The sequence below is a fragment of the Pseudotamlana agarivorans genome (assembly GCF_018860245.1).
GTDB lineage: Bacteria > Bacteroidota > Bacteroidia > Flavobacteriales > Flavobacteriaceae > Pseudotamlana > Pseudotamlana agarivorans_A.
Genome location: NZ_JAHKPD010000013.1, coordinates 276,071 through 297,064 on the forward strand (window position 1 = coordinate 276,071; position 20,994 = coordinate 297,064).

At 35.3% G+C, this 20,994-nt stretch carries 15 protein-coding genes; all 15 read left to right on the top strand.

Going from position 1 to position 20,994, the window contains the following annotated elements; all coding sequences use genetic code 11:
* The first annotated feature begins 201 nt into the window (after positions 1 to 201).
* The 15 genes from KO493_RS09750 to KO493_RS09820 all read left to right on the top strand — a co-directional run bounded on the left by KO493_RS09750 (position 202) and on the right by KO493_RS09820 (position 20,666).
* On the top strand, positions 202 to 1,065 hold the full coding sequence (locus KO493_RS09750) for an AraC family transcriptional regulator (protein WP_216067768.1): 864 nt from the start codon (positions 202 to 204) through the stop codon (positions 1,063 to 1,065).
* A gap of 148 nt (positions 1,066 to 1,213) precedes the next feature.
* Positions 1,214 to 2,608 carry a sulfatase-like hydrolase/transferase gene (locus KO493_RS09755; protein ID WP_216067769.1) on the top strand — a complete coding sequence of 465 codons (1,395 nt, stop codon included), beginning with the start codon at positions 1,214 to 1,216 and terminating at the stop codon, positions 2,606 to 2,608.
* A gap of 360 nt (positions 2,609 to 2,968) precedes the next feature.
* On the top strand, positions 2,969 to 3,643 hold the full coding sequence (locus tag KO493_RS09760; RefSeq protein ID WP_216067770.1) for a bifunctional 4-hydroxy-2-oxoglutarate aldolase/2-dehydro-3-deoxy-phosphogluconate aldolase: 675 nt from the start codon (positions 2,969 to 2,971) through the stop codon (positions 3,641 to 3,643).
* 7 nt (positions 3,644 to 3,650) lie between these two features.
* The gene (locus tag KO493_RS09765; protein ID WP_216067771.1) at positions 3,651 to 4,739 is read left to right on the top strand and encodes a sugar kinase; all 1,089 of its coding nucleotides are present in this window, start codon (positions 3,651 to 3,653) and stop codon (positions 4,737 to 4,739) included.
* Between the two features lie 3 nt (positions 4,740 to 4,742).
* Complete coding sequence (locus tag KO493_RS09770; RefSeq protein ID WP_216067772.1) at positions 4,743 to 5,723, top strand: family 16 glycosylhydrolase; 981 nt, start codon at positions 4,743 to 4,745, stop codon at positions 5,721 to 5,723.
* An 8-nt stretch (positions 5,724 to 5,731) separates the two neighbouring features.
* Positions 5,732 to 6,775: a family 16 glycosylhydrolase gene (locus KO493_RS09775; protein ID WP_252723206.1), complete on the top strand. Its 1,044-nt coding sequence runs from the start codon at positions 5,732 to 5,734 to the stop codon at positions 6,773 to 6,775.
* Positions 6,776 to 6,828: 53 nt separating this feature from the next.
* Positions 6,829 to 7,176 (top strand): hypothetical protein, encoded by a 348-nt coding sequence (locus tag KO493_RS09780; protein ID WP_216067773.1) that lies wholly within the window; start codon positions 6,829 to 6,831, stop codon positions 7,174 to 7,176.
* A gap of 237 nt (positions 7,177 to 7,413) precedes the next feature.
* Positions 7,414 to 8,544, top strand: a complete 1,131-nt coding sequence (locus tag KO493_RS09785) for a mandelate racemase/muconate lactonizing enzyme family protein (protein ID WP_216067774.1) — start codon at positions 7,414 to 7,416, stop codon at positions 8,542 to 8,544.
* A gap of 27 nt (positions 8,545 to 8,571) precedes the next feature.
* Positions 8,572 to 10,026 (top strand): NAD-dependent succinate-semialdehyde dehydrogenase, encoded by a 1,455-nt coding sequence (locus tag KO493_RS09790; RefSeq protein WP_216067775.1) that lies wholly within the window; start codon positions 8,572 to 8,574, stop codon positions 10,024 to 10,026.
* A 2-nt stretch (positions 10,027 to 10,028) separates the two neighbouring features.
* Positions 10,029 to 11,876 carry an alkaline phosphatase D family protein gene (locus KO493_RS09795; protein WP_252723207.1) on the top strand — a complete coding sequence of 616 codons (1,848 nt, stop codon included), beginning with the start codon at positions 10,029 to 10,031 and terminating at the stop codon, positions 11,874 to 11,876.
* A gap of 6 nt (positions 11,877 to 11,882) precedes the next feature.
* Positions 11,883 to 13,283: a sulfatase-like hydrolase/transferase gene (locus tag KO493_RS09800; RefSeq protein ID WP_216067776.1), complete on the top strand. Its 1,401-nt coding sequence runs from the start codon at positions 11,883 to 11,885 to the stop codon at positions 13,281 to 13,283.
* A gap of 56 nt (positions 13,284 to 13,339) precedes the next feature.
* Positions 13,340 to 15,217, top strand: a complete 1,878-nt coding sequence (locus KO493_RS09805; RefSeq protein ID WP_216067777.1) for a CRTAC1 family protein — start codon at positions 13,340 to 13,342, stop codon at positions 15,215 to 15,217.
* A 12-nt stretch (positions 15,218 to 15,229) separates the two neighbouring features.
* On the top strand, positions 15,230 to 16,795 hold the full coding sequence (locus KO493_RS09810; protein ID WP_216067778.1) for a sugar porter family MFS transporter: 1,566 nt from the start codon (positions 15,230 to 15,232) through the stop codon (positions 16,793 to 16,795).
* Between the two features lie 45 nt (positions 16,796 to 16,840).
* Entirely contained in the window at positions 16,841 to 18,814 is a 1,974-nt protein-coding gene (locus KO493_RS09815; protein ID WP_216067779.1) for a glycoside hydrolase family 127 protein, read from the top strand.
* A 322-nt stretch (positions 18,815 to 19,136) separates the two neighbouring features.
* Positions 19,137 to 20,666, top strand: a complete 1,530-nt coding sequence (locus tag KO493_RS09820) for an energy transducer TonB (RefSeq protein WP_216067780.1) — start codon at positions 19,137 to 19,139, stop codon at positions 20,664 to 20,666.
* Positions 20,667 to 20,994 lie beyond the last annotated feature (328 nt).

The window sequence follows — 20,994 nt, forward strand, 5'->3', positions numbered from 1 at the left end:
TGGTTTTTTCGGTTAAGTGAGTTTGTAAAAACACATCGATGTTACATTTAGGATGTAAGTTTTGTAATTATGAATCGTCCATTTCTATGATGCTATTTTTAAGTGAATTATTCTCTAAAGAGTAACATGCTAGGAGTAGAGTACTTACACTGTGTCTCAGTATAGACTCTTTTAGAGATGAACAAAAAAATAGTTAGCCCCATGAAATTAGTTTTAAAAAACCTAGAAGGCTTTACAAGCCAAAGAATAAATATTATTAAAAAGGAGATGCCTTGTTTGGATACGGCATGGCATTACCACTCTGAATATGAGCTCTTGTATATTTCAAAAAGTACAGGCATTCGTTTTGTGGGTGATGATGTGTCTCCATTTTCACCAGGCGATTTAGTTTTAGTAGGTTCTTATTTACCACATTTATGGCGTAATGACGAAGTGTATTATGAAATGAAAGAGGATTTAATGGTGAAAACCATTGTAATGAAGTTTACAAAAAACTTTATGGGAGAAGGCACATTTGATGTTCCAGAATTTGCATCTATTAAAAATTTATTGGAGCAATCTAATTTTGGTGTTAGTTTTAATAATGCTATAGGTAAAGCGCTGCATGATGATATCATGGAATTAAGCAACCTTTCTAAAGGCGAGCAGTCTATAAAATTAATGGATATTTTGTATAAATTATCACAATATGAAGATGATCAAAAGACCATATTATCTTCAACTGATATGCGTCAATTTACGAAAGATAGACCAGATCGTTTGGATAGTGTTATTCGATATATTTCAGATAATTATAAAACAGAAATATCTCTTAGTGATGTCGCAGATGTGGCCTGTATGACAACCAATTCGTTTTGTAGGTTTTTCAAAAAAATGACAAACAAATCATTTACTGAATTCTTGAATGAAGTGCGTATACGAAACGCTTCTAGAATGCTTATCCAGGAAGACATACCTATTTCCGAAATTTGCTTTAGCGTGGGCTATAAATCGATTCCAAATTTCAATAAGCAATTTAAAAATATTATGGGCGATACCCCTAAAGCCTATAGATACAAGCTGTAAAGTTAAATCTGGTTGTTTTGATGTTTATCATTTGGATAATCCAGTAGAATTATTGGGTAAGATGTGGTGCGGAAATCGTTTTCTTCTCGTGTTATTTTGTGTGCTCAGTTAATAATAATTTTAACTGGATGTAAAAAAAATACGGATTATGGGTAGATTTAAATATGTTATTTTGATTTTTTTGGTCATGCAATTAAGTGTTAGTGCTCAAGAACGGCCAAACATTATTTTGTTATTTGCAGATGATGCTGGATATGCAGATTTTGGATTCCAAGGAAGCAAAGATTTAAAAACCCCCAATCTTGATAATCTTGCAAAAGATGGCGTCATTTTTCAACAGGGCTATGTTACAGATGCTGTTTGTGGCCCTTCGCGAGCCGGTCTTTTAACAGGTAAATATCAACAACGTTTTGGGTATGAGGAAATTAATGTGGTAGGTTTTATGAGTGAAAACTCTGGTCTTAAAGGAGAAGATATGGGCTTACCCTTAGATCAATTGACCATGGCAGATTATTTAAAAAAGCAAGGTTATAAAACCGCTTTATATGGCAAATGGCACCAGGGCGATGCAGACCGTTTTCATCCCATGAAAAGAGGTTTTGATGCGTTTTATGGATTTAGGGGCGGTGACCGTAGTTATTGGGCTTATAAGGATGTGTTGGCCGAGAATCATAAGGATAAAATGATGGAAAGTGGATTTGGTGATTTTCAGGAACCAAATGGATATGCAACCGATATTTTTGCTGATAAAGCCATTGATTTTATACAAAATAACCAAGACAACCCTTTCTTTGTGATGCTTTCGTTTAATGCGGTACACACACCTTTAGAATCAAAACCAGAAGACTTAGCTAAATTCCCTAATTTAAATGGGAAGCGAAAAGAACTTGCCGCCATGACTTTAGCCTTGGATAGAGCTTGTGGTAATATCATTAAAAAATTAAAAGACTTAGGGTTATATGATAATACTATTATTGTTTTTACAAACGATAATGGAGGGCCGTCAGATAAAAATGCTTCTATCAACTTGCCCTTGAGTGGTACGAAATCAAATTTCTTAGAAGGAGGTATTCGTGTGCCTTTTACAATGAGTTGGCCAAAGCAATTAAAGAAAAATTCAACCTACAACTATCCAATCAGTACTTTTGATTTGTTACCAACTTTTTATGCCGCTGCAGGTGGAGATGTAAGCGAATTAAAAGATATTGATGGAGTTAATATATTACCTTTTATAAAAGGAGAAAAAAAGAACAGACCCCATCAAAAACTTTTTTGGAAAAAGGAAAATCGCGCAGCCTATAGGGATGGCGATTGGAAGTTGATTCGTTTTCCAGACAGGCCAGCTATGCTTTTTGATATTTCTAAAGATACAGCTGAATTACATAATCTTGCCAATGAATACCCAGAGCGCTTAAAAGCTATGTACAAAGAGCTTTTTGAGTGGGAACTCACTTTAGAAAGACCACTATGGTTATTAAAAAGAGAGTATGAAAAGTACGACATTGATAGGATGGACAAATACTGGAACCTTAAAAATAATTGATAGCACTGTACACTCAAAATCAGTCACTCAAAATATATCTTCTTTTTTTAAATTGTTTTAAGCTAACCCAATGTGCATTTGGGTTATAGTGAGCGTGTATTTGATAGCTTCAGTTTTTTTTGAGAAGCCAAACTAAATATAATATAGAGAACTCATTTCAGTGCTAAAAGCCATTCTATTTGACCTTGTGTTTAGTAATGCGCAATGTGTTAAGGTAAAATAATTTATATACAGGGTAAGTTCTATCTATTCTTCATCAAGTATTTGAACTTCCTTTGTATAATTGAAAATGTTTGCCATAAAAAGAGGTGATTCATTTTTTTAAGAAAAATTCAAAAAAATAATATAAAAATATAGGACATGCAACCAATTGCACAACAGGCCATGCCTGTAGAGATGATTAAAAAAATTGACGATTCAGGCGTAATTGCTGTATTAGTAATAGATGAACTTAAGCATGCCGTTCCGTTAGCAAATGCTTTGCTTAAAGGAGGGGTTGACTCTATTGAATTAACACTTAGAACTCCTGTAGCTATTGATGCTGCTAAAGCGATAAAAAAGCAAGTACCTGAAATAACGTTAGGCTTTGGAACCGTGCTCACCACGGATCAGGTGAAGGCTGTTGTAGATTTGGGTGCAGACTTTGCCGTAGCGCCAGGGTGCAATCCAAAAGTAATTGCTGAAGCGAGAAAACAAGGCTTGCCTTTCGCGCCAGGAATCATGACACCTACAGATATTGAAATGGCATTAGAAGAAGGATGCCGTATATTAAAATATTTCCCTGCCGAAACTTCTGGTGGTATGGAAAATCTAAAAAGTATGGTAGCACCTTATCAGTATTTAGGGCTCAAGTTTATTCCGTTAGGCGGATTAAATATAAATAATGCAAGTACCTATTTAGAGTCATCATTAATAACAGCAATAGGTGGTTCATGGATTGCAAAAAGTGATCTTATTCATGCTGAAAATTGGGATGAAATAACTAAGAACGCTCAAGAAATAAGAGATTTAATAACAAGTATACGATCTAAATAATATAAAAATGAATATAGTAGTAACCTTTGGAGAAATAATGGCAAGAATTGCAGCTCCAGACAATTTAAGATTAAGACAAACCCGTCAATTTGATGTTACTTATGCAGGAGCTGAAGGGAGTGTGGCCGCTTCAATTTGTAATTTTGGAGGTACGGCTCGTTATGTTACAGCGTTACCAAAGCACGCTTTGGCAGAAGCTACTATGGATGCAGTTAGAGCAGTTGGTGTAGATACCCAATATGTTTTACGTACAGATAAGGGGCGTTTAGGACTCTATTTTTTAGAAACTGGTGCTAATCAAAGGCCAAGTAATGTCATATATGATCGCGCTGATTCCGCGATAGCTATTACACCAGCTGAGTCTTATAACTGGGACGCTATTTTTAAAGGCGCTAGCTGGTTACACTTGAGTGGTATTACCCCAGCACTTTCTAAAAATGCTGCAAACGCTACATTGGTTGCTGCCCAAAATGCAAAAAAAGCAGGCGCTTCTGTTTCCATTGACTTAAATTTTAGAGGAAAACTTTGGGATTGGGATGACTCAAAATCGGCTCGTGAATTGGCACAAGAAACCATGCGCAAAATTTTACCTTTCGTTGATGTGGTTATTGGAAATGAAGAAGATTGTCATGATGTTTTGGGTATCAAAGCTGGAGACACTGATGTGCATGCAGGAAAACTAGATACGTCGCGTTACCCAGATGTCGCACGTCAGGTTGTTAAACAATTTCCTAATGTGAGCAAGGTAGCCATAACATTACGTGAAAGCTATTCAGCATCTCATAATAATTGGGGAGCAATGCTTTATGATGCTAAATCGGATAAGCCGTTCTTTGCACCCTTAGATGCTCAGGGTAATTATGAATCTTATAAAATTAGAAATATTGTTGATAGAGTGGGTGGCGGCGATTCGTTTGCTGGAGGTTTAATATTTGCTTTAACTACTTCTGAATTATCTGAACCTCAAACAGCTGTTAAGTATGCTGTAGCAGCATCATGTTTAAAACATTCTATTAAAGGTGATTTTAACTTTTCTACACGTACTGAGGTTGAAGCGCTTATGGGTGGTTCTGGTTCTGGACGCGTAATACGATAGAAAATGATAGATATAAAATTAAATTACAAGTGGATTTACATTAGTACAGCCGTTTTTTTTATGGCATTTACAGGTTGCTCTAGCAGTGATTCTGATGAGCTTGAAATACAGGATGATGTTGAGGTAAAGGATGAAGTTGAAGTTGAGGAGGAAACAACACCTCCAGATAATACTCCAGACGATAGTTACCCATTGTCTGACCAATCAAATTCAGGAAATTGGATTTTGAATATTGAAGTTAGTGATGAGTTTCAAGCGGATTCTTTAGATGAAGAAAAATGGCTTATTCAAGGTAGAGATGGCGTCTATCAATCTAATTTTGTAGGGCGTCCACCATCTCAATTTTCAACCGAAAATGTGCGTTTGGAAGACGGTAAATTGAAAATTCAAACCAGATGGGAGCCTGATTACAATTTTAATCCAAAAGAGCACCCAAATACTGGTGAAGCTTTTGAAAATATTACAACGGCAGCAGTTATTACGAAGAAGTTATTTCAGTATGGTTATATGGAAATAAAATGTAAATCGGCTAAAGCACAGGTTACTAGCTCTTTTTGGACTACAGGTAATAAATCTGAACTAGATATGTTTGAAATGTTTGGAGGACACAAAACAAGTGGCTCTTGGAGAAAGCGATTGAAATTTAATATGATAAGTTGGGATCCTGATAATTACTATTATTTACCCGATGGAAATGGGCCCGCCTATTCGGATAATATTCAAGTTGATCATAATACGGCAGACGATTTTCATGTGTATGGCTTTGAATGGACTTCTGAATATATTAAAATTTATGTAGACGGAGAACTGCACTCAGACGGCACAATTTTAAAATCAACATTAGGTGAAGAAAAATGGGTTACAGATGTACCATATAGAATATGGTTTGATTCTGAAACATTTCCTTGGTTGGGCATTCCTGAAGAAGCTGATTTGCCTGTTGATTATGAAATTGAGTATATAAGAGTTTGGCAAAAAAGCTAAAACATTAAATGAATAAATTTATAAGCATGGCTTTAATAAAGAAAACAACAATTTTATTGACACTGTTTTTTGTTTTTGGACTATATTTTAACTGCAAAAGTAAAGATGTATCTAAATCAAAGAATAACGAAATTCATTCTGTCCTTCCTTTTTCCGATCCTTCTAACGCCGGAAATTGGAAACTTAATACGGAAGTAAGTGATGAATTTGATGCGGCTACGATTGACGAAAATAAATGGTACATAGTTGGTAAGTTTGAAAATGGAGCACCGTTTTATAAGCATCCAGATAAACCAAATAAAAAGGTTTGGACGGGTCGTGCGCCATCGCAGTTTTCTGGTCGTAATTACAGATTAGAGCAAGGTAAATTGATTCTTGAGACACGATGGGAACCTGATTTTCCTTTTATAAAAGAGGTTAGAAAACCTGTGTTTGGAGAAGCTTTGCCTTATGAAAATATTACCACAGCATGCTTTATTGGTCGTAAGGAATTCAAATACGGTTATATTGAAATTAAAAGTAAAGCTGCAGACGCCCCTGTTTCTAGTGCCTTTTGGGCCATGGGAGACATGCTAGAATTTGATTTTTTTGAATTATATGGCGGTACGATAAACCCAAACAAAAAACATTTAGACAGTCAGTTATGGTGGTCAACAAGAGATTGGAACAAACCCGTAAATGGAAAGCCTACGTATACTGAACGAAAAGATGTTGGATTTAGAGTGGCAGACGATTTTCATATTTGGGGTATTGAATGGGACGAAAAAGGTGTGAAATATTTTATTGATGGTAAACTGTTTTCGCAAGTTTCTAATGATGAAGTAACCGCTTGGGCCAAAGAAAACAGAAAAAAAGTGTCTTTGCCGGATGATTATAATGGTTATGTGGCTACCAAACCCATAAGTCTTTGGTTGGATCAAGAAACTTTTCCTTGGAACGATATCCCAAAAACAAAAGCTGAACTGGAAGCTAATAGTCCAGTTGGGCAAAAGGAAGATGGAGTTGTAGATTTTGAAATCGAGTATGTAAGAGTTTGGCAAAAAGTCAAATAAAAATGTGCTGATAAAAAAACGAAATATTTTATTAACATTAAAAATTTTAAATTATGAAACGTGTTATTTTAGGAATTTTATTTTTACTTACCATAACTGTAACCTTCGGTCAGAGTAAATGGGACCAAAAAAAGATTGACTATTTTGTAGATGAAGCCGTGAAAGAATTCCATTTGGATAAGAAACAACAAAAAGAACTTCTTAAGGAACGCACAAATTATATTCTTGACTATAAAGAAGTGAGTAAAAAAGCGAAAGCAGGAGAAATCACAGGAGAAGAGAAAAAAACTCAACTTAATGAGTGCAACAATAATTTTGTTGAAACCTTAAAAACAATTTCAGGAGAGGATAACGTTCAACCATTTTTGTTACGAATGCGAGACGAACTGAAAAAGGTTTAGTGTCAGAAAATTTTAATATCGTTTTTGGTATTAAAAAATAAATCGTCTAAAAAGTTAGGTTTTTAGACGATTTATTTGTTTTTCTTATTTACGATAATAAGGTAATATTGGTTATTTTGTAGGTAAATAAAGAAGGCTTTAAGTACCGGTCAAGAGGTATCTTAGACGAGAAAATCAGGGTTCAATTATGTTATATAATTGGTGTCAATTTAAAAATCAAAAATTAAATCATATAAAATGGTAATTGAGAAAATAGAAACCTTTATACTTAAAGATAAACTATCAAAAAGCTTTTTCTTTTCCCAGTGGGAATATTCAGAACGTTGTATTTGTGTTGTTAAAGTGACAGCTTCAGATGGTACCTATGGCTGGGGAGAAGGGTATGGTCCTGCAACGGTTCTAGAAGCAGGAATTAAACTTTTAGCACCTTTTGTAATAGGCGAAAATGCCTTGCAAAATGAGGTGGTATGGAACAAAATGTATCGTAAAACATTAGATTTTGCTAGAAGAGGTATTTTGGTAGCTTCAATGAGTGCTATTGATATCGCTATTTGGGATTTAAAAGGAAAGATTTTAGGATTACCTGTTTCAACTTTATTGGGAGGTGCACACAGAAATAGGGTGCAACCTTATGCGACTGGTCTGTATTTTACAGATCATAGTAACCCTTCAAAAGATTTTGAGGAAGAAGCAAAATTATATATTTCTCAAGGGTTTAAAGCTATGAAAATGAAAGTTGGATTAGGGATTAAAGCTGATGTTGAGAATGTTGCTAAAATGCGAAATGTTATCGGTCCAGACATAAAATTAATGGTAGATTCTAATCATGCTTACACTTTAAGAGAAGCAACAGAATTGGCTAGAAAAATAGAGCAATACGATATTGGTTGGTTTGAAGAACCATTATCTCCAGAGTTTTATGAGCAATATAGTGAGTTAAGGCAGAAAACCTCAATTCCAATCTCTGGAGGAGAATGTGAATACTTAAGATTTGGGTTTCAACAATTGATTCAAAATAAATCGGTAGATATTATTCAACCAGATATTTGTGCGAGTGGTGGATTAACCGAGGCAAAGCGTATTTCTGCTATTGCCAGTGCTAATGGTGTAGATATTGTTCCACATACATGGGGGACCTCTATTGGTATTCATGTAGCCCTTCATTTCATATCAAATATAGAATCTGTTCCAGGGCGTATGTATCAACCAGACTTCTTAATGGAGTATGACCAAACAGAAAATGGTTTGAGAGAAAAACTTACCTTTCCTTCAATTGAAATGAAAGATGGTTTTATTGCGGTTCCAGACAGACCGGGTCTTGGAATTGATGTGAATGAGGATGTACTGAAAGAATTCTCAGAAAAATAATTAAAATTATTATTAAAAAATAAACGAATGAATACTGAAAATTTCGGATATAAAAAATTATATATAGATGGTGAGCTGGTAGACGCCGTTAGCGGTGAAAGAGGTGATGTTATTTGTCCAGCAACAGGTGAAGTTATTGCACAAGTTGCAAGGGCAGGAAAGGAAGATGCAGAAAAAGCCTTGAAATCTTCGCAAAAAGGATTCAAATATTGGTCTAAATTATCTTTGACAGAGCGTACCCAATGGATGAACAAATTGCGTTTAGCTATTTTGGAAAAAGAGCATGAACTCAAAACGGCCATGGTACATGAAATGGGAAAAACCTATGCAGGTGCTCAAGAAGATATCGATAGGTTAACCGAGGCATTGGAGTGGTATCCAGCTGCGATGCAAAACATGAGAGAAGAACAAATTCCTGATTATGATAATTCGCACACGCATAAAATGATAGCCAAACCAGCGGGTGTTGCCGTGGCTTATTTAGCCTGGAATTTTCCATTACTTAATGTTGGTTATAAAATTGGACCGGCGCTCGCAGCAGGTTGCTCATTGATAATTAAGCCTTCTGACATGTCGCCATTATCTGCATATATGGTTGGCGAAATTATGCATAGTATTAATTTTCCAGCAGGTGTGGTGAATATTATATCAGGCCCAAGCAGCGAAGTAGCAACAACGATGACTAAAAGCCATATTCCAGCAGTGATAACCATGATTGGCTCTACACAAACAGGTTTGCGTGTTATTGCTGATAGTACGACTTCTATTAAAAAATTCGGATTGGAATTAGGTGGAAATGCGCCTTTTATTGTTTTTGAAGATGCCGATTTTGACAAAGCTTTAGACCTAGGTATAGCCCTTAGATATGGAAATTCTGGACAGGTTTGTGTTGCTGCAAATCGAATTTTTGTTCATAAAAGTATCTATGATAAATACGTTAAAGCCTATGCTAAAAGAGCGTCTGAAATTAAACTCGGATTTGGAGTAAAAGAAAATCCAGAGGTTTTTATGGGACCAGTTGTGAGCAAAAAGGACAGAGATAGAATGTTTGATTTGGTTGAAGACGCCGTGAGTAAAGGAGCCACTTTAGAATATGGCGGAAAAATACCAAAAGGTTTCCCTGAAGGAGGAAACTGGATTGAGCCAACAGTAGTCTCAGGTGTCACTACAGACATGAAACTATTTACTCAAGAAACTTTTGGACCGGTAGCTGGTATTATGCCATTTGAAACAGACGATGAAGTTCTGGAATTGGCTAATGATACGGAATTTGGATTGGCATCTTATATCTTTACTAACGACCATAAGAGAATTGAACGATTTACTGAAGAATTAGAATTTGGTGAAATTCAAATTAATGGTGTGAAATATGCCATTTATTTACCTCATGGCGGTTATAAAAATAGTGGTATAGGTCACGATTGTTCACATTTAGCACTAGAGGATTATTTAGTGAAAAAACGTGTTTCTACAGCTATTTAATTATGATTGAGCCATTAGCAAAAAAAGGTCGATTTCTGTTTGTTTGGTTATTTCTAATCTGTGGATTGGGTATTCAGGCACAGGAATTTATTTCCATACCTAAAAATATTAAGCCACAAGACAGAATCGCTTTTGCGCTTTATACGGTGCACGAAAACACCTTGAAGCTAAACGCTCAATTTTATCCAATAATAAATTTTGAACCTTTTGAAGCGATATTAGAAATTGAAGAAAATGGTGAATGGGTAAAACGAGCGACAGCGCCCATAAGATACCCAGGATATACCTCCTTGTTTAGAATTGAGAACTGGGATGATACTAAAGAGGCAAAGTATAGAGTGGTTCATAACAATAAGGCCTTTTATGAAGGGCTTATTCGTATAAATCCTATTCATCAAGATACTTTTGTACTAGCAGCCTTAACTTGTAACTCTGTTTACCCAAGACACGGTGGTGATATTTCTAGAGAGGATATCGTAACAAATTTAAAAAAGATTCAACCCGATTTAATTTTCTTTTCAGGCGACCAAGTTTATGACCATAGCCAGCATTATATATATTGGTTGAAATTTGGGATCGACTTTGGTGAGTTATTAAGAAACACACCAACCATCTGTATTACGGACGATCATGATGTTGGTCAAGGAAATATCTGGGGGGCAAACGGTAAAAAAACAGAAACGAGAAGTGGTGTGTCTGGCGGCTATTACATGCCAGTAGAATACGTTCAAGAAGTGGAAAGGGCACAAACGAGTCATTTACCAGATCCTTACGACCCGACACCAATTGAGCAGGGTATTGGGGTGTATTATACCGATTTGAAATGGGGCGGATTGAGTTTTGCCATCTTAGAAGATAGAAAATTTAAGTCTGGTTTACTGGATTTACCTAAGTACGCACCAGACATTTTTCCTGACGGCACGAAAGACGCACTTTTTGATCCTAATATTGATACTAGAAAACTAGATATTCCAGGCGCGAAATTATTAGGAGATCGTCAATTAGAGTTTTTAGAAGATTGGACAACGGATTGGGAAAATGCCGAAATGAAAACGGTTTTAACTCAAACGGTGTTTGCCATGGTAAATAACTATACTGGAAAACACGACCGTGAAATTATAGCAGATTTTGATACTAATGGATGGCCACAAACAGGAAGAAATAAAGCTCTGGCCGCAATAAGAAAGAGTTTTTCACCTATGATAGCGGGCGACCAGCATTTGGCAACTTTTGTAAAACATGGTATTGACGATTGGGGAGATGCAGGGTATTCTTTTGTTACTCCAGCCATTGCAAATTATTGGATGCGTTGGTGGGATCCTAAAACTCCTGGTAAAAACCGACAAAAGAACGCGCCCTATTATACTGGTGATTTTTTAGATGGCTATCAAAATAAGATAACTGTTGAAGCGGTAGGAAACCCTTCTGAGGAGCAAAAAAGTGAAGGCGGTAAATTATCCACAAGAGTGGCCGGGTTTGGTATCATAAAATACAACAAACCTAAAAGAAATATAACTTTTGAATGTTGGCCAAGAAATGTTGATATCACCAATCCGGAGAGTAAACAATATCCAGGTTGGCCAATAACCATTTCACAATTGGATAATTTCAACCCTAGAAACGCTTATTTTTTGCCAACCATTCAGCTTTCAAAAGAAAATCAAGTGGTTACTGTAAGAGATAGTAAAACACGAGAAGTTGTGTCTTCTATAAGAACAAACGGAAAAAACTATCAACCAAAGGTTTTAAAAAATGGAACTTATAACATTGAAATAGGAGAAGGCGATACACCAATCACTTATTATGATGTAGAAGCAAAAAAGAGGAATAAAAAGGAGATAAAAATTTAATATTTCATGAAAAAACATCAACTATTATTGGGTTTTATTTTTGTTTTACATTTTGTTTCATTTTCGCAAAATAATAAAGGAGAAGAGATTCCAAATATTGTTTTTATGCTTGCTGATGATCTCGGTTATGGGGAACTAGGTTCGTATGGTCAAGAAAAGATAAAGACACCTTTTTTAGATCAATTATCTAAAGAAGGTATGAGATTTACTAACTTCTATGCAGGAAATTCTCTTTGTTCGCCTTCAAGAGCCGTACTTATGACCGGTATTAGTTCTGGTAAAAGTTCTATACGAGGAAATATAGGTTTTCATCCAGAAAGAGAGCAATTTGATCGTGTATCAATCAAGCCAAAAGAAACAACATTAGCAGAAATGCTTAAGCCTGCTGGTTATGAAACTATTTATTTTGGGAAATGGCATTTAGATGACCCATATCATCTAGAAACATGGGCAGCAAATCGTGGTTTCGACTATGCTGTTCAAGGACAGTGGAAACGTTTAAATGGTAATTTACACATTGATTCAGATTACGATTGGATTAATGGTTTAGATGAAGCTATAAAATATGATTATAAAAAATATAGCTGTATGGACGAGTTTCGTACAACACAAGCAATTGACTATTTTGAGAAGCGCGATGATGATAAACCCTTTTTTCTGTTTATGTCGTACCGTATTCCTCATGGTCATGAAGTTGATATTCGTAATAAAACCATGTATAATAAAACTGATTGGCCAGAAATAGAACGTCTTCATGCAGCGCGAATTACATTGTTGGATGAACAGGTTGGAAGGTTAATGAGGTATCTTGAAGTAACAGGTAGATTAGATAATACTTTAATTGTTTTTACTAGTGATAATGGTGGTCAAAAGGAAAATGGTCATGACGAACAATTTTTCAAAAGTAATGGAGAATATCGAGGAGCTAAACGAGACCTTTATGAAGGCGGGATAAAGGTGCCTTTATTTGTGATTTGGAAAGGTAAAATTAAGCAAGGGACGACTAATAACCATGTTGGAGCTTTTCAAGATATTATGCCAACTTTAGCAGAAGTAGCAAAAATTAATACACCTTCTACAAGTGATGGAATTTCTTTTTTGCCAACACTTTGTAATAACACTATTCAAAACACACACGATTATCTTTATTGGGAACTTCATTTAAACAAGATGGATAAAAATGGAAATGATAAAGGTTTTAGACAAGCAGTACGCCAAGGAAAATGGAAAGCAGTACGATATGGTTTGAAATCTGAAACAGAACTTTATGATTTAAGCAAAGATGAAACTGAATCTATAAACCTCTCAAGTAAATTCCCTAAAAAACTTAGAGAACTTGAAAAATTATTTAAAAATTCAAGTAACTATAATGAGAATTTCAAATATGGAGGAAATACAAAATTTTAATAAGATTAAAACTAATCACGACTTATTTAAAATAAAAGTCTATAGAAATAAATAGTATGAATTTAAGAAAACACTTTAAAAATATAGTGCTATCAATTACAACAACAGTATGTTGCCTCATGTCTAATTCTGGTTTTGGACAATCCAATTCTTTTATTGATGTTGAAAAAGATTTTCCTAAGCAGGAGAAAAATCTAAGAAAATGGGATGCCCCTGTTATTGCCGATTTAGATCAAGATGGATACCCAGATTTGTTAATAAATGATCATGGTTATGGCGTTCAGGTTTGTTGGAATAATAAAGGAAAATTTGAAAAACCGTTTGATATCATTATTGGCGATATACACGGTGTTTCTGTTGGTGATTTTGATAAAGATGGCATTTTAGAATTAATCGTGTCACGCGGGGGCGGTTCAGGTAGCAATGCAAGAAATTCAAAAATATTTAAGGTAAATAAACAACGGGAGTTTACCGATTTTCCTGACTTTAAAAAGCCTTTAGCCTTAATGAGAGGTCGTACGGTTAAGTTTTTAGATGCCGATAATGATGGTGATTTAGACTTATTGAATTTTGCGTTTCCTGATAAAGACAGAAATGGCGAAAGTGAGAATTATATTTATAAAAATAATGGACAAGGTGAACTAATATTACATGCAACATTACCCGCTATTAAGGCAGACGGACAAAAAATACTGGTTACAGATTTTAACGGCGATCAGGTTTTTGATCTTATCATGTATGGAGGTGGTCATGTAAAAGCATACCAAGGAAAAGAACATATGACCTATGAAGATGTAACCGATAAAATTTTTCCGTATAAAATTGATAAGACCACTAGTGTTGTACAAATAGACTACGATAATGATGGTGATCTAGATCTTTTTTTTACACGTAGTCAAGAATTTGAAATAGGAGAAACATTCTATGATGGTGATTCTGAAACCTGGGGCTTTTTCACGAAAAGAGGTGCGTTTAAATTCGATGATTTAGAGATTGGTGATGTTTTGGATATTGAGAATTTTCAATCGCAATGGCCTAATAATGACACATTTTTTATTGGTGAATCGGCTTACGATTATGAGTTTCCAGGTGAAACACATTCAGGGAAAAACATAAGATTGGTCAATAGTAATGCATTGGGTTTTCCAGATGATTACAGTGAAAAAACAGGAACATATATTGGTTATGTTGGTAATAATAACTGGAGAATTTCAGGATCGCTTTGGGCACCAGCAACAGGTGTGGTTCATGGCGTGAAAGATTATCCGAAATATGAGCACCCTAAGGCTCCACATGATATTTTATTGGAGAATAAAGGAGGAAGGTTTGTTGATGTTACAAAAAAAGCGAATATGTTTTTTGAAGATTTTACCGAAAGTGCCACAGTGGCCGATTTTGATAATAATGGTTTTCAAGATATCTTGATGGTTCGTCGCGGGGATTTGATCCATAAAAATAAATCTGTCATATACTTAAATCAAGGAGATGCCAGCTTTGAACTTTTAAAAGAGCATGGTGTCATAACAACAGAGTTGGGTGCAATTGGAATGGCTGTTGGTACTGTGGATTATGACTTGGATGGTAAAGTAGATGTCGTCATTGGAAACGAAAGAGGAAAATGGCATCTGTTTAGAAACAATTTGAAAAGTACGGATAAAAATAATTTCACTACTGTAGTTGTTGGAAACTCAAAAAAAGGAAATGCAAGTCCGCTTGGTGCTTTAGTTACCATAAAATCGTGTAATAATACGCAATCCTATACCATTGGAGATACAGGAGCTGCTTATTCATCAAACTACAACACTTTTGTTCATTTCGGAGTGGGTTCTTGTGATAAGCCAGTAAAAGTAAAAATAACCTGGACTAATGGAGAAACAGAAGAAACGACTATAAAATCATTGAACACTAAAGTTTTCATTGGGACTAACAACTAAACTAAATTAATTATGAGATCATATAAAAAGAATGCCTATATCTATTCAACCATCGTCGCTATTGGAGGCTTTGTTTTTGGATTGGATGCCGCACTTATTTCGGGTACTGTTAAATTTATTTCTCAAGAATTTGCTTTGAATGAAATCCAATTGGGAATGGTTGTTGGAGCACCAGCCCTAGGGGTTTTATTGGCATTATTTTTTGCTGGATATGCTTGTAATAAATATGGACGACGAAAAACACTACAAATAGTGGCTTTGCTTTATGTGGTTTCTGCCGTTGGTTCATCTCTGTCTCCAAACTATTGGAGCCTCTTGTCTTTTCGCTTTTTAGGCGGATTAGCTTTTACATCCATTTCATTAGCGGCCATGTATATTGGTGAAATTGCGCCGCCTAAACTTAGGGGTAAACTGGTAACAATGATTCAAATAAACATTGTTATAGGTTTATCTGGGGCTTATTTTATAAATTATTTAATTCTACAATTAGGAAGCTCTGATGCCGCATGGGTTAGAGATTTAGGAATAAATGAACATACCTGGCGTTGGATGCTCGGTTCTGAAATATTACCTGCAGTACTATGGTTAATATTATTGTTTTTTGTGCCTCGTAGCCCAGCTTGGTTGTTTTACAATGATAAAGCTGATGAAGCCAGACAAACCTTAAGAAAACTTTTGCCAGAAGACAAGGTATCTGAACATATGGAAGAAATGAAAATTAGCATGGATAGTAGTTCAGGCGATAAGTCGGTGCTTTCTCAGTTATCAGAAATATTTAGTAAGCCGCTTAGGGTAACCTTTATAATAGCTATGACCTTGGCTATAGCTCAGCAAACTTCTGGTATTAATGCTATTTTGTTTTATGCACCTACCGTTTTTGAGCAAATTGGTATCGGGACCGATGCTGCGTTCATACAAGCCATTTGGACGGGTTTAACCGCTTTAGTATTTACCTTTTTAGGCTTGTTATTGATAGATAGATTAGGTCGAAGACCGATGATTATTGGTGGTATGGCCTGGATTGTTGTAAGTTTAGGAATAGCCTTTTATGGTTTCAATACCGCAACTTATACGCTTACAGAAGACGCTATTTCAGAAATGACCGAAATTCAAAATACCGATAGGCTAAGCAATATGATTGATATACAATATGACAGTGATATCGCCCTCAAAAATGCACTTATAAAGTCTTTGGGAGAGGAAGACACTAGAGAACATTCTAGCTTATTAATTCAAAAATCTGCTGATATCAACGCAGTTTTAGTTTTAATTGGTATTCTCAGTTTTATAGCGGCATTCCATTTTTCAATTGGGCCTGTCATGTGGGTTCTGTTTTCTGAAATTTTTCCAATTTCCATAAGAGGTATCGCTATTCCTTTCTTTACCTTAATAACTAGTACTGTAAGTTGGTTGATTCAAATGCTGTTTCCAACACAATTAGCCACATTCGGCATAAGCAATACCTTGCTTTTTTATGCGGCAACCGTTTTTATTGGTATGGTCATTTTATATAAATATTTAATAGAAACGAAAAATTTGACGATTGAAGAAATTCAACTAAAACTTGAAAAAAAGTAAAAAGATAATATAAGATCAACGGGATTAAAAAAACGAATACAACAAATGAATACGCATAATAAAGCAATAACAAATACTACAGAAAGCCCCTTTGTGAAACTTAAAAGCATCAACTTTGGTGACTGTGCATGGACTTCAGGGTTCTGGGCTGAAAAGGTGAATACGGCAAAAGATAAAATGCTTCCTTATATGGGAGATTTACTTTGTGGTGACATAGGTCATGGCTTAAATAACTTTAAAATTGCAGCAGGAGAAAAAGAAGGTGTGCATAAAGGGTTCTATTGGCATGATGGCGATTTTTTCAAATTCATGGAAGCTAAAACCTATGTTTATGGGTTGACTGAGGATGAAACCATTTTAAAAGAGCTGGACGAATATATTAGCCTAATTGGTAGAGCGCAAGAGGACGATGGCTACATTCATACTCACGTTCAAATTACTGAAGGTGTAGACCGATTTGAAAACCGTAAGTACCATGAAATGTATAATTTTGGGCACTTATTTATTGCAGGTTCTGTGCATTATCGCATTACAGGACAGCGTAATTTTTTGGATATTGCTGTAAAGATGGCAGATTTACTATATACGTATTTTATGCCTGATACCAAGCATTATCAACGTTTTGGTTTTAATCAAACCCAAATAATGGGCTTGGTGGAGTTGTATCGAACAGTAAAAGATGAACGCTATTTAAAATTAGCCGAAAAATTCATAAATAGACGAGGTACTTTTGAAATTGAGCATGATTCAACAACCATTGGATACCCTATTGGTGATATGGTACAAGAAAGAACGCCTTTTAGAGAATCAAAAGAGGCTGTAGGTCATGCTGTTTTAGCTTTATACTATTATGCAGGAGCTGCCGATGTTTATGCAGAAACAGGAGAGACCGCATTAATTGATGCCTTGGATAAACTATGGGAAAACGTTACGGGTAAAAAAATGTACGTAACAGGAGCTGTTGGTCAGGCGCACTATGGCGCTTCAACCAATTTAGATATGATTGAAGAAGGCTTTATAGACGCTTATATGATGCCAAATATGACCGCTTATAATGAAACTTGTGCCAACCTGTGTAATGCCATGTTCAGTCATAGAATGATGGGTATTCATGCCGAATCTAGATATGCTGATATTATAGAATTGGTATTATATAACAGTGGACTATCTGGTATAGGAATAGAAGGAAAAGATTATTTCTACTCCAATCCATTACGCATGGTGAATAATTCTAGAAATTATGACGCCCATGCCGATGTGACTGAAAGTCCTGTAAGACAACCTTATCTAGAGTGTTTTTGTTGTCCACCAAACTTGGTGAGAACCATTTGTAAAAGTTCTGGATGGGCATACAATTTATCAGAAAATGGTGTTGCCGTAGTGTTATTCGGTGGTAATAATCTAGACTCAACTATGTTGGATGGTTCCCCAATAAAACTTACTCAAGACACAGAATATCCGTGGAAAGGATTAGTGAAAATTACTGTTGATGCATGTAAAAATACCGCTTTTGATATTCAAGTTAGAATTCCTAAGTGGGCCGTTGGTAGCACCTTAAAAGTAAACGGAGAAAACGTAGGTGTTGAAGTTATTCCTGGGAAATTTGCAACAATTAATCGAGTTTGGAAAGCAGGAGATAGCATTGTTTTAGATATGCCAATGGAAGTTCAGCGTATTGAAGGTCATAATAGAATTGAAGAAGTAAGAAATCAAATAGCTGTAAAAAGAGGGCCTATAGTATATTGTATTGAATCTCCAGATTTACCAAAAGACACCTCAATATTAGATGTCTATATCAAAGGAGATGCAGTCTTGGAAGCCGAACATAAAAAAGATTTCTTAGGCGGGGTTACTGTGGTAAATACGGAGTTACTCTTAAGGGAAGACAAACATAATGATATGTATCAAACGGTAACACAGCCAGTTTTAAAATCATTCAAAACTCAACTCGTACCTTATTTTGCATGGAGCAATAGAGGGCAAGCAGAAATGACTGTCTTTATGCCAGTGGTTTGGTAAAGATGAATGGCTAATAAAAAAAGGTTGGGTTTTTAATTAAATTCAACCTTTTTTTATCTGGTTTTTAATCTTCTTTTTGATTAAATGCTTTGCTAGCGATCGTTTGTAACGAGTGCTAGATCGTTACTATTCCCTTTACTATCACTCATTTGCAACGAGAACTAGACATGAAATCAACAGTGAAAAAATATAGCTTTTTATGTTTTTGGATTATCAATAGAAATTATAAATCACAAAAGCGATAATGCTCATTTGTAACGTGTCCGATTTCAATAGACAGCGTTTCATTTAAAGCCTTTAAATAATAGAATATAGACTAACCATGAAAACAAGCCTCAGCATCACTTTATTTCTGTTTTTTTGTTTCGGATTTGCACAACCAAAAGTTACAAATTTTAAAGATAAATATGATGAATTTGATTACTATGCAGAACCAAGTCCCAATAGTGATTTAACTACTTTCTTCAAAAAACACATAGATTTAAGTCTCCTCGAAAAAGTAAAAATTAATTATAAAGAGGACTACCGAAAACGTTTGTTTTTAACTTTTCGGATAGAAGACGGAAAAGTGAAATATATTAGAACCACCGCTATTTATTCTGAATTATCCCAACAATTTGTTGAAGCATTTAAAAAGTATGATATAAACAAATTAAACATAGAAGACCTTAGTGCTTTAAATATGTATTCGCTTCAGTTAACGTCATGGCAAGATGGAAAAGTTATTTTAAATTGCAGCCAAAATGCTGTTGTAGATCGATTTCCTGTTTTTGAAGGCTGTGAATCCGTTCCTTCCTATTTTAAAATGGCAGCTTGCATAGGCAAAAAAGTTGAAGACCATGTTGTAAAACATATCACTGCAAAAGATATTAAAAATGCCAAGTTAATAGGAGTCATAAACCTGAAACCCAATATTGTTTTCGACGAGAAAGGCCAAGTGCGTTATTCTACATTTAAAACGGCATCTGATAGTTTAAACCTTACGCTTCGGAATATGATGAAATCGTTTCCACAAGCTATCCATCCACCCACGCGAAATGGTAACCCAACCGTGTTATTCCATAATTATAGAGCTGTTTTGGAAGTTGATGATAATGGTGGATCATATACCGAGGATGTTATTGAGGAAAATCAATCGGAGTTTGGTTTAAGTAGCACTAATAAATTTGCAATGCACTTTAAAAAGTATTTGGGTAAAGAGGAGCTTGACTATATTTTAAAGCATGTACACCAAAAAGCTGTTTTTTTAACATTTAACCTCGATAAGAAAAATAGACCTATAAACATAGCAACTACCGTTTTTCGAAATGAAGACATCAATGATAAATTAGTTCGTGCGTTTAAAAAATTCCCCGATGAAGCATTAAATATTGAATCGCCAGATGTTCTAAATCGCTATTCTATACACCTCATTTCAAATATAAACGGCATAAAAACTTTTGAGTGTAGTAATAAACCGTCAGTAGGAAGACCACCAGTATTTGCTGGTTGCCAAAAATCTAAAAAGTATACAGACCTTACGGAATGTTTATATGCGCAGGTTGCTGGTGAAATTCAGAGAAAGTTTGATGTTGATCTCGGGAAAAAAACAAAACTCACGGGTACCATTAGGATTTTAAGTCGATTTAAAGTGAATGCCAAAGGAGACATTGTAGGTGTTAAAATCCAATCTCCAAATCCCTTTTTATCAAGTGAAGTAGAAACTATACTAAAAGAAATGCCTAAAGCGATTTCTCCTGGGTTATTGGATGGAAAACCTGTAAGTGTGCCATTTTCATTGCCCGTCGTATTGGAAATTGAGCCTAATAAACCTGAGGAGGATCCTTTTAAAGGCCTTCGAAAAGGAATGTAAGTTCACTCACGAATGACTAACTACTCCCCAAGATAAAAAAGAGAAGAGGTGGCATTCGTCTTTGTGACCTGTCTCATCTAGATGCTCAGCTTAATAAAGTTTGTTTTTAATGTCCTACGCGTCATCAAGTCTTGTCTTTAGCTATATTAACACAGTGCTCAGGTTTCTTTAATAGGGCCGTATTAGATAATAAAATATTGGGGTAATATTCGATTGTGACATGGTAATTTTAAATAGCACAGAGCTTGATATATTCATTTAGTTTGTCATATGAAATTTTGTTCATTATAGCTAAGAAATAAAGCTATCCTAGTTATTATGTTAGGGG

Excerpts from the sequence above, each read along its gene's own strand:
- KO493_RS09770 (WP_216067772.1), top strand. The coding sequence starts at position 4,743 with ATGATAGATATAAAATTAAATTACAAGTGGATTTACATTAGTACAGCC.
- KO493_RS09800 (WP_216067776.1), top strand. The coding sequence starts at position 11,883 with ATGAAAAAACATCAACTATTATTGGGTTTTATTTTTGTTTTACATTTT.
- KO493_RS09750 (WP_216067768.1), top strand. The coding sequence starts at position 202 with ATGAAATTAGTTTTAAAAAACCTAGAAGGCTTTACAAGCCAAAGAATA.
- KO493_RS09755 (WP_216067769.1), top strand. The coding sequence starts at position 1,214 with ATGGGTAGATTTAAATATGTTATTTTGATTTTTTTGGTCATGCAATTA.
- KO493_RS09775 (WP_252723206.1), top strand. The coding sequence starts at position 5,732 with ATGAATAAATTTATAAGCATGGCTTTAATAAAGAAAACAACAATTTTA.
- KO493_RS09765 (WP_216067771.1), top strand. The coding sequence starts at position 3,651 with ATGAATATAGTAGTAACCTTTGGAGAAATAATGGCAAGAATTGCAGCT.
- KO493_RS09815 (WP_216067779.1), top strand. The coding sequence starts at position 16,841 with ATGAATACGCATAATAAAGCAATAACAAATACTACAGAAAGCCCCTTT.
- KO493_RS09820 (WP_216067780.1), top strand. The coding sequence starts at position 19,137 with ATGAAAACAAGCCTCAGCATCACTTTATTTCTGTTTTTTTGTTTCGGA.
- KO493_RS09795 (WP_252723207.1), top strand. The coding sequence starts at position 10,029 with ATGATTGAGCCATTAGCAAAAAAAGGTCGATTTCTGTTTGTTTGGTTA.
- KO493_RS09785 (WP_216067774.1), top strand. The coding sequence starts at position 7,414 with ATGGTAATTGAGAAAATAGAAACCTTTATACTTAAAGATAAACTATCA.
- KO493_RS09810 (WP_216067778.1), top strand. The coding sequence starts at position 15,230 with ATGAGATCATATAAAAAGAATGCCTATATCTATTCAACCATCGTCGCT.
- KO493_RS09805 (WP_216067777.1), top strand. The coding sequence starts at position 13,340 with ATGAATTTAAGAAAACACTTTAAAAATATAGTGCTATCAATTACAACA.
- KO493_RS09790 (WP_216067775.1), top strand. The coding sequence starts at position 8,572 with ATGAATACTGAAAATTTCGGATATAAAAAATTATATATAGATGGTGAG.
- KO493_RS09780 (WP_216067773.1), top strand. The coding sequence starts at position 6,829 with ATGAAACGTGTTATTTTAGGAATTTTATTTTTACTTACCATAACTGTA.
- KO493_RS09760 (WP_216067770.1), top strand. The coding sequence starts at position 2,969 with ATGCAACCAATTGCACAACAGGCCATGCCTGTAGAGATGATTAAAAAA.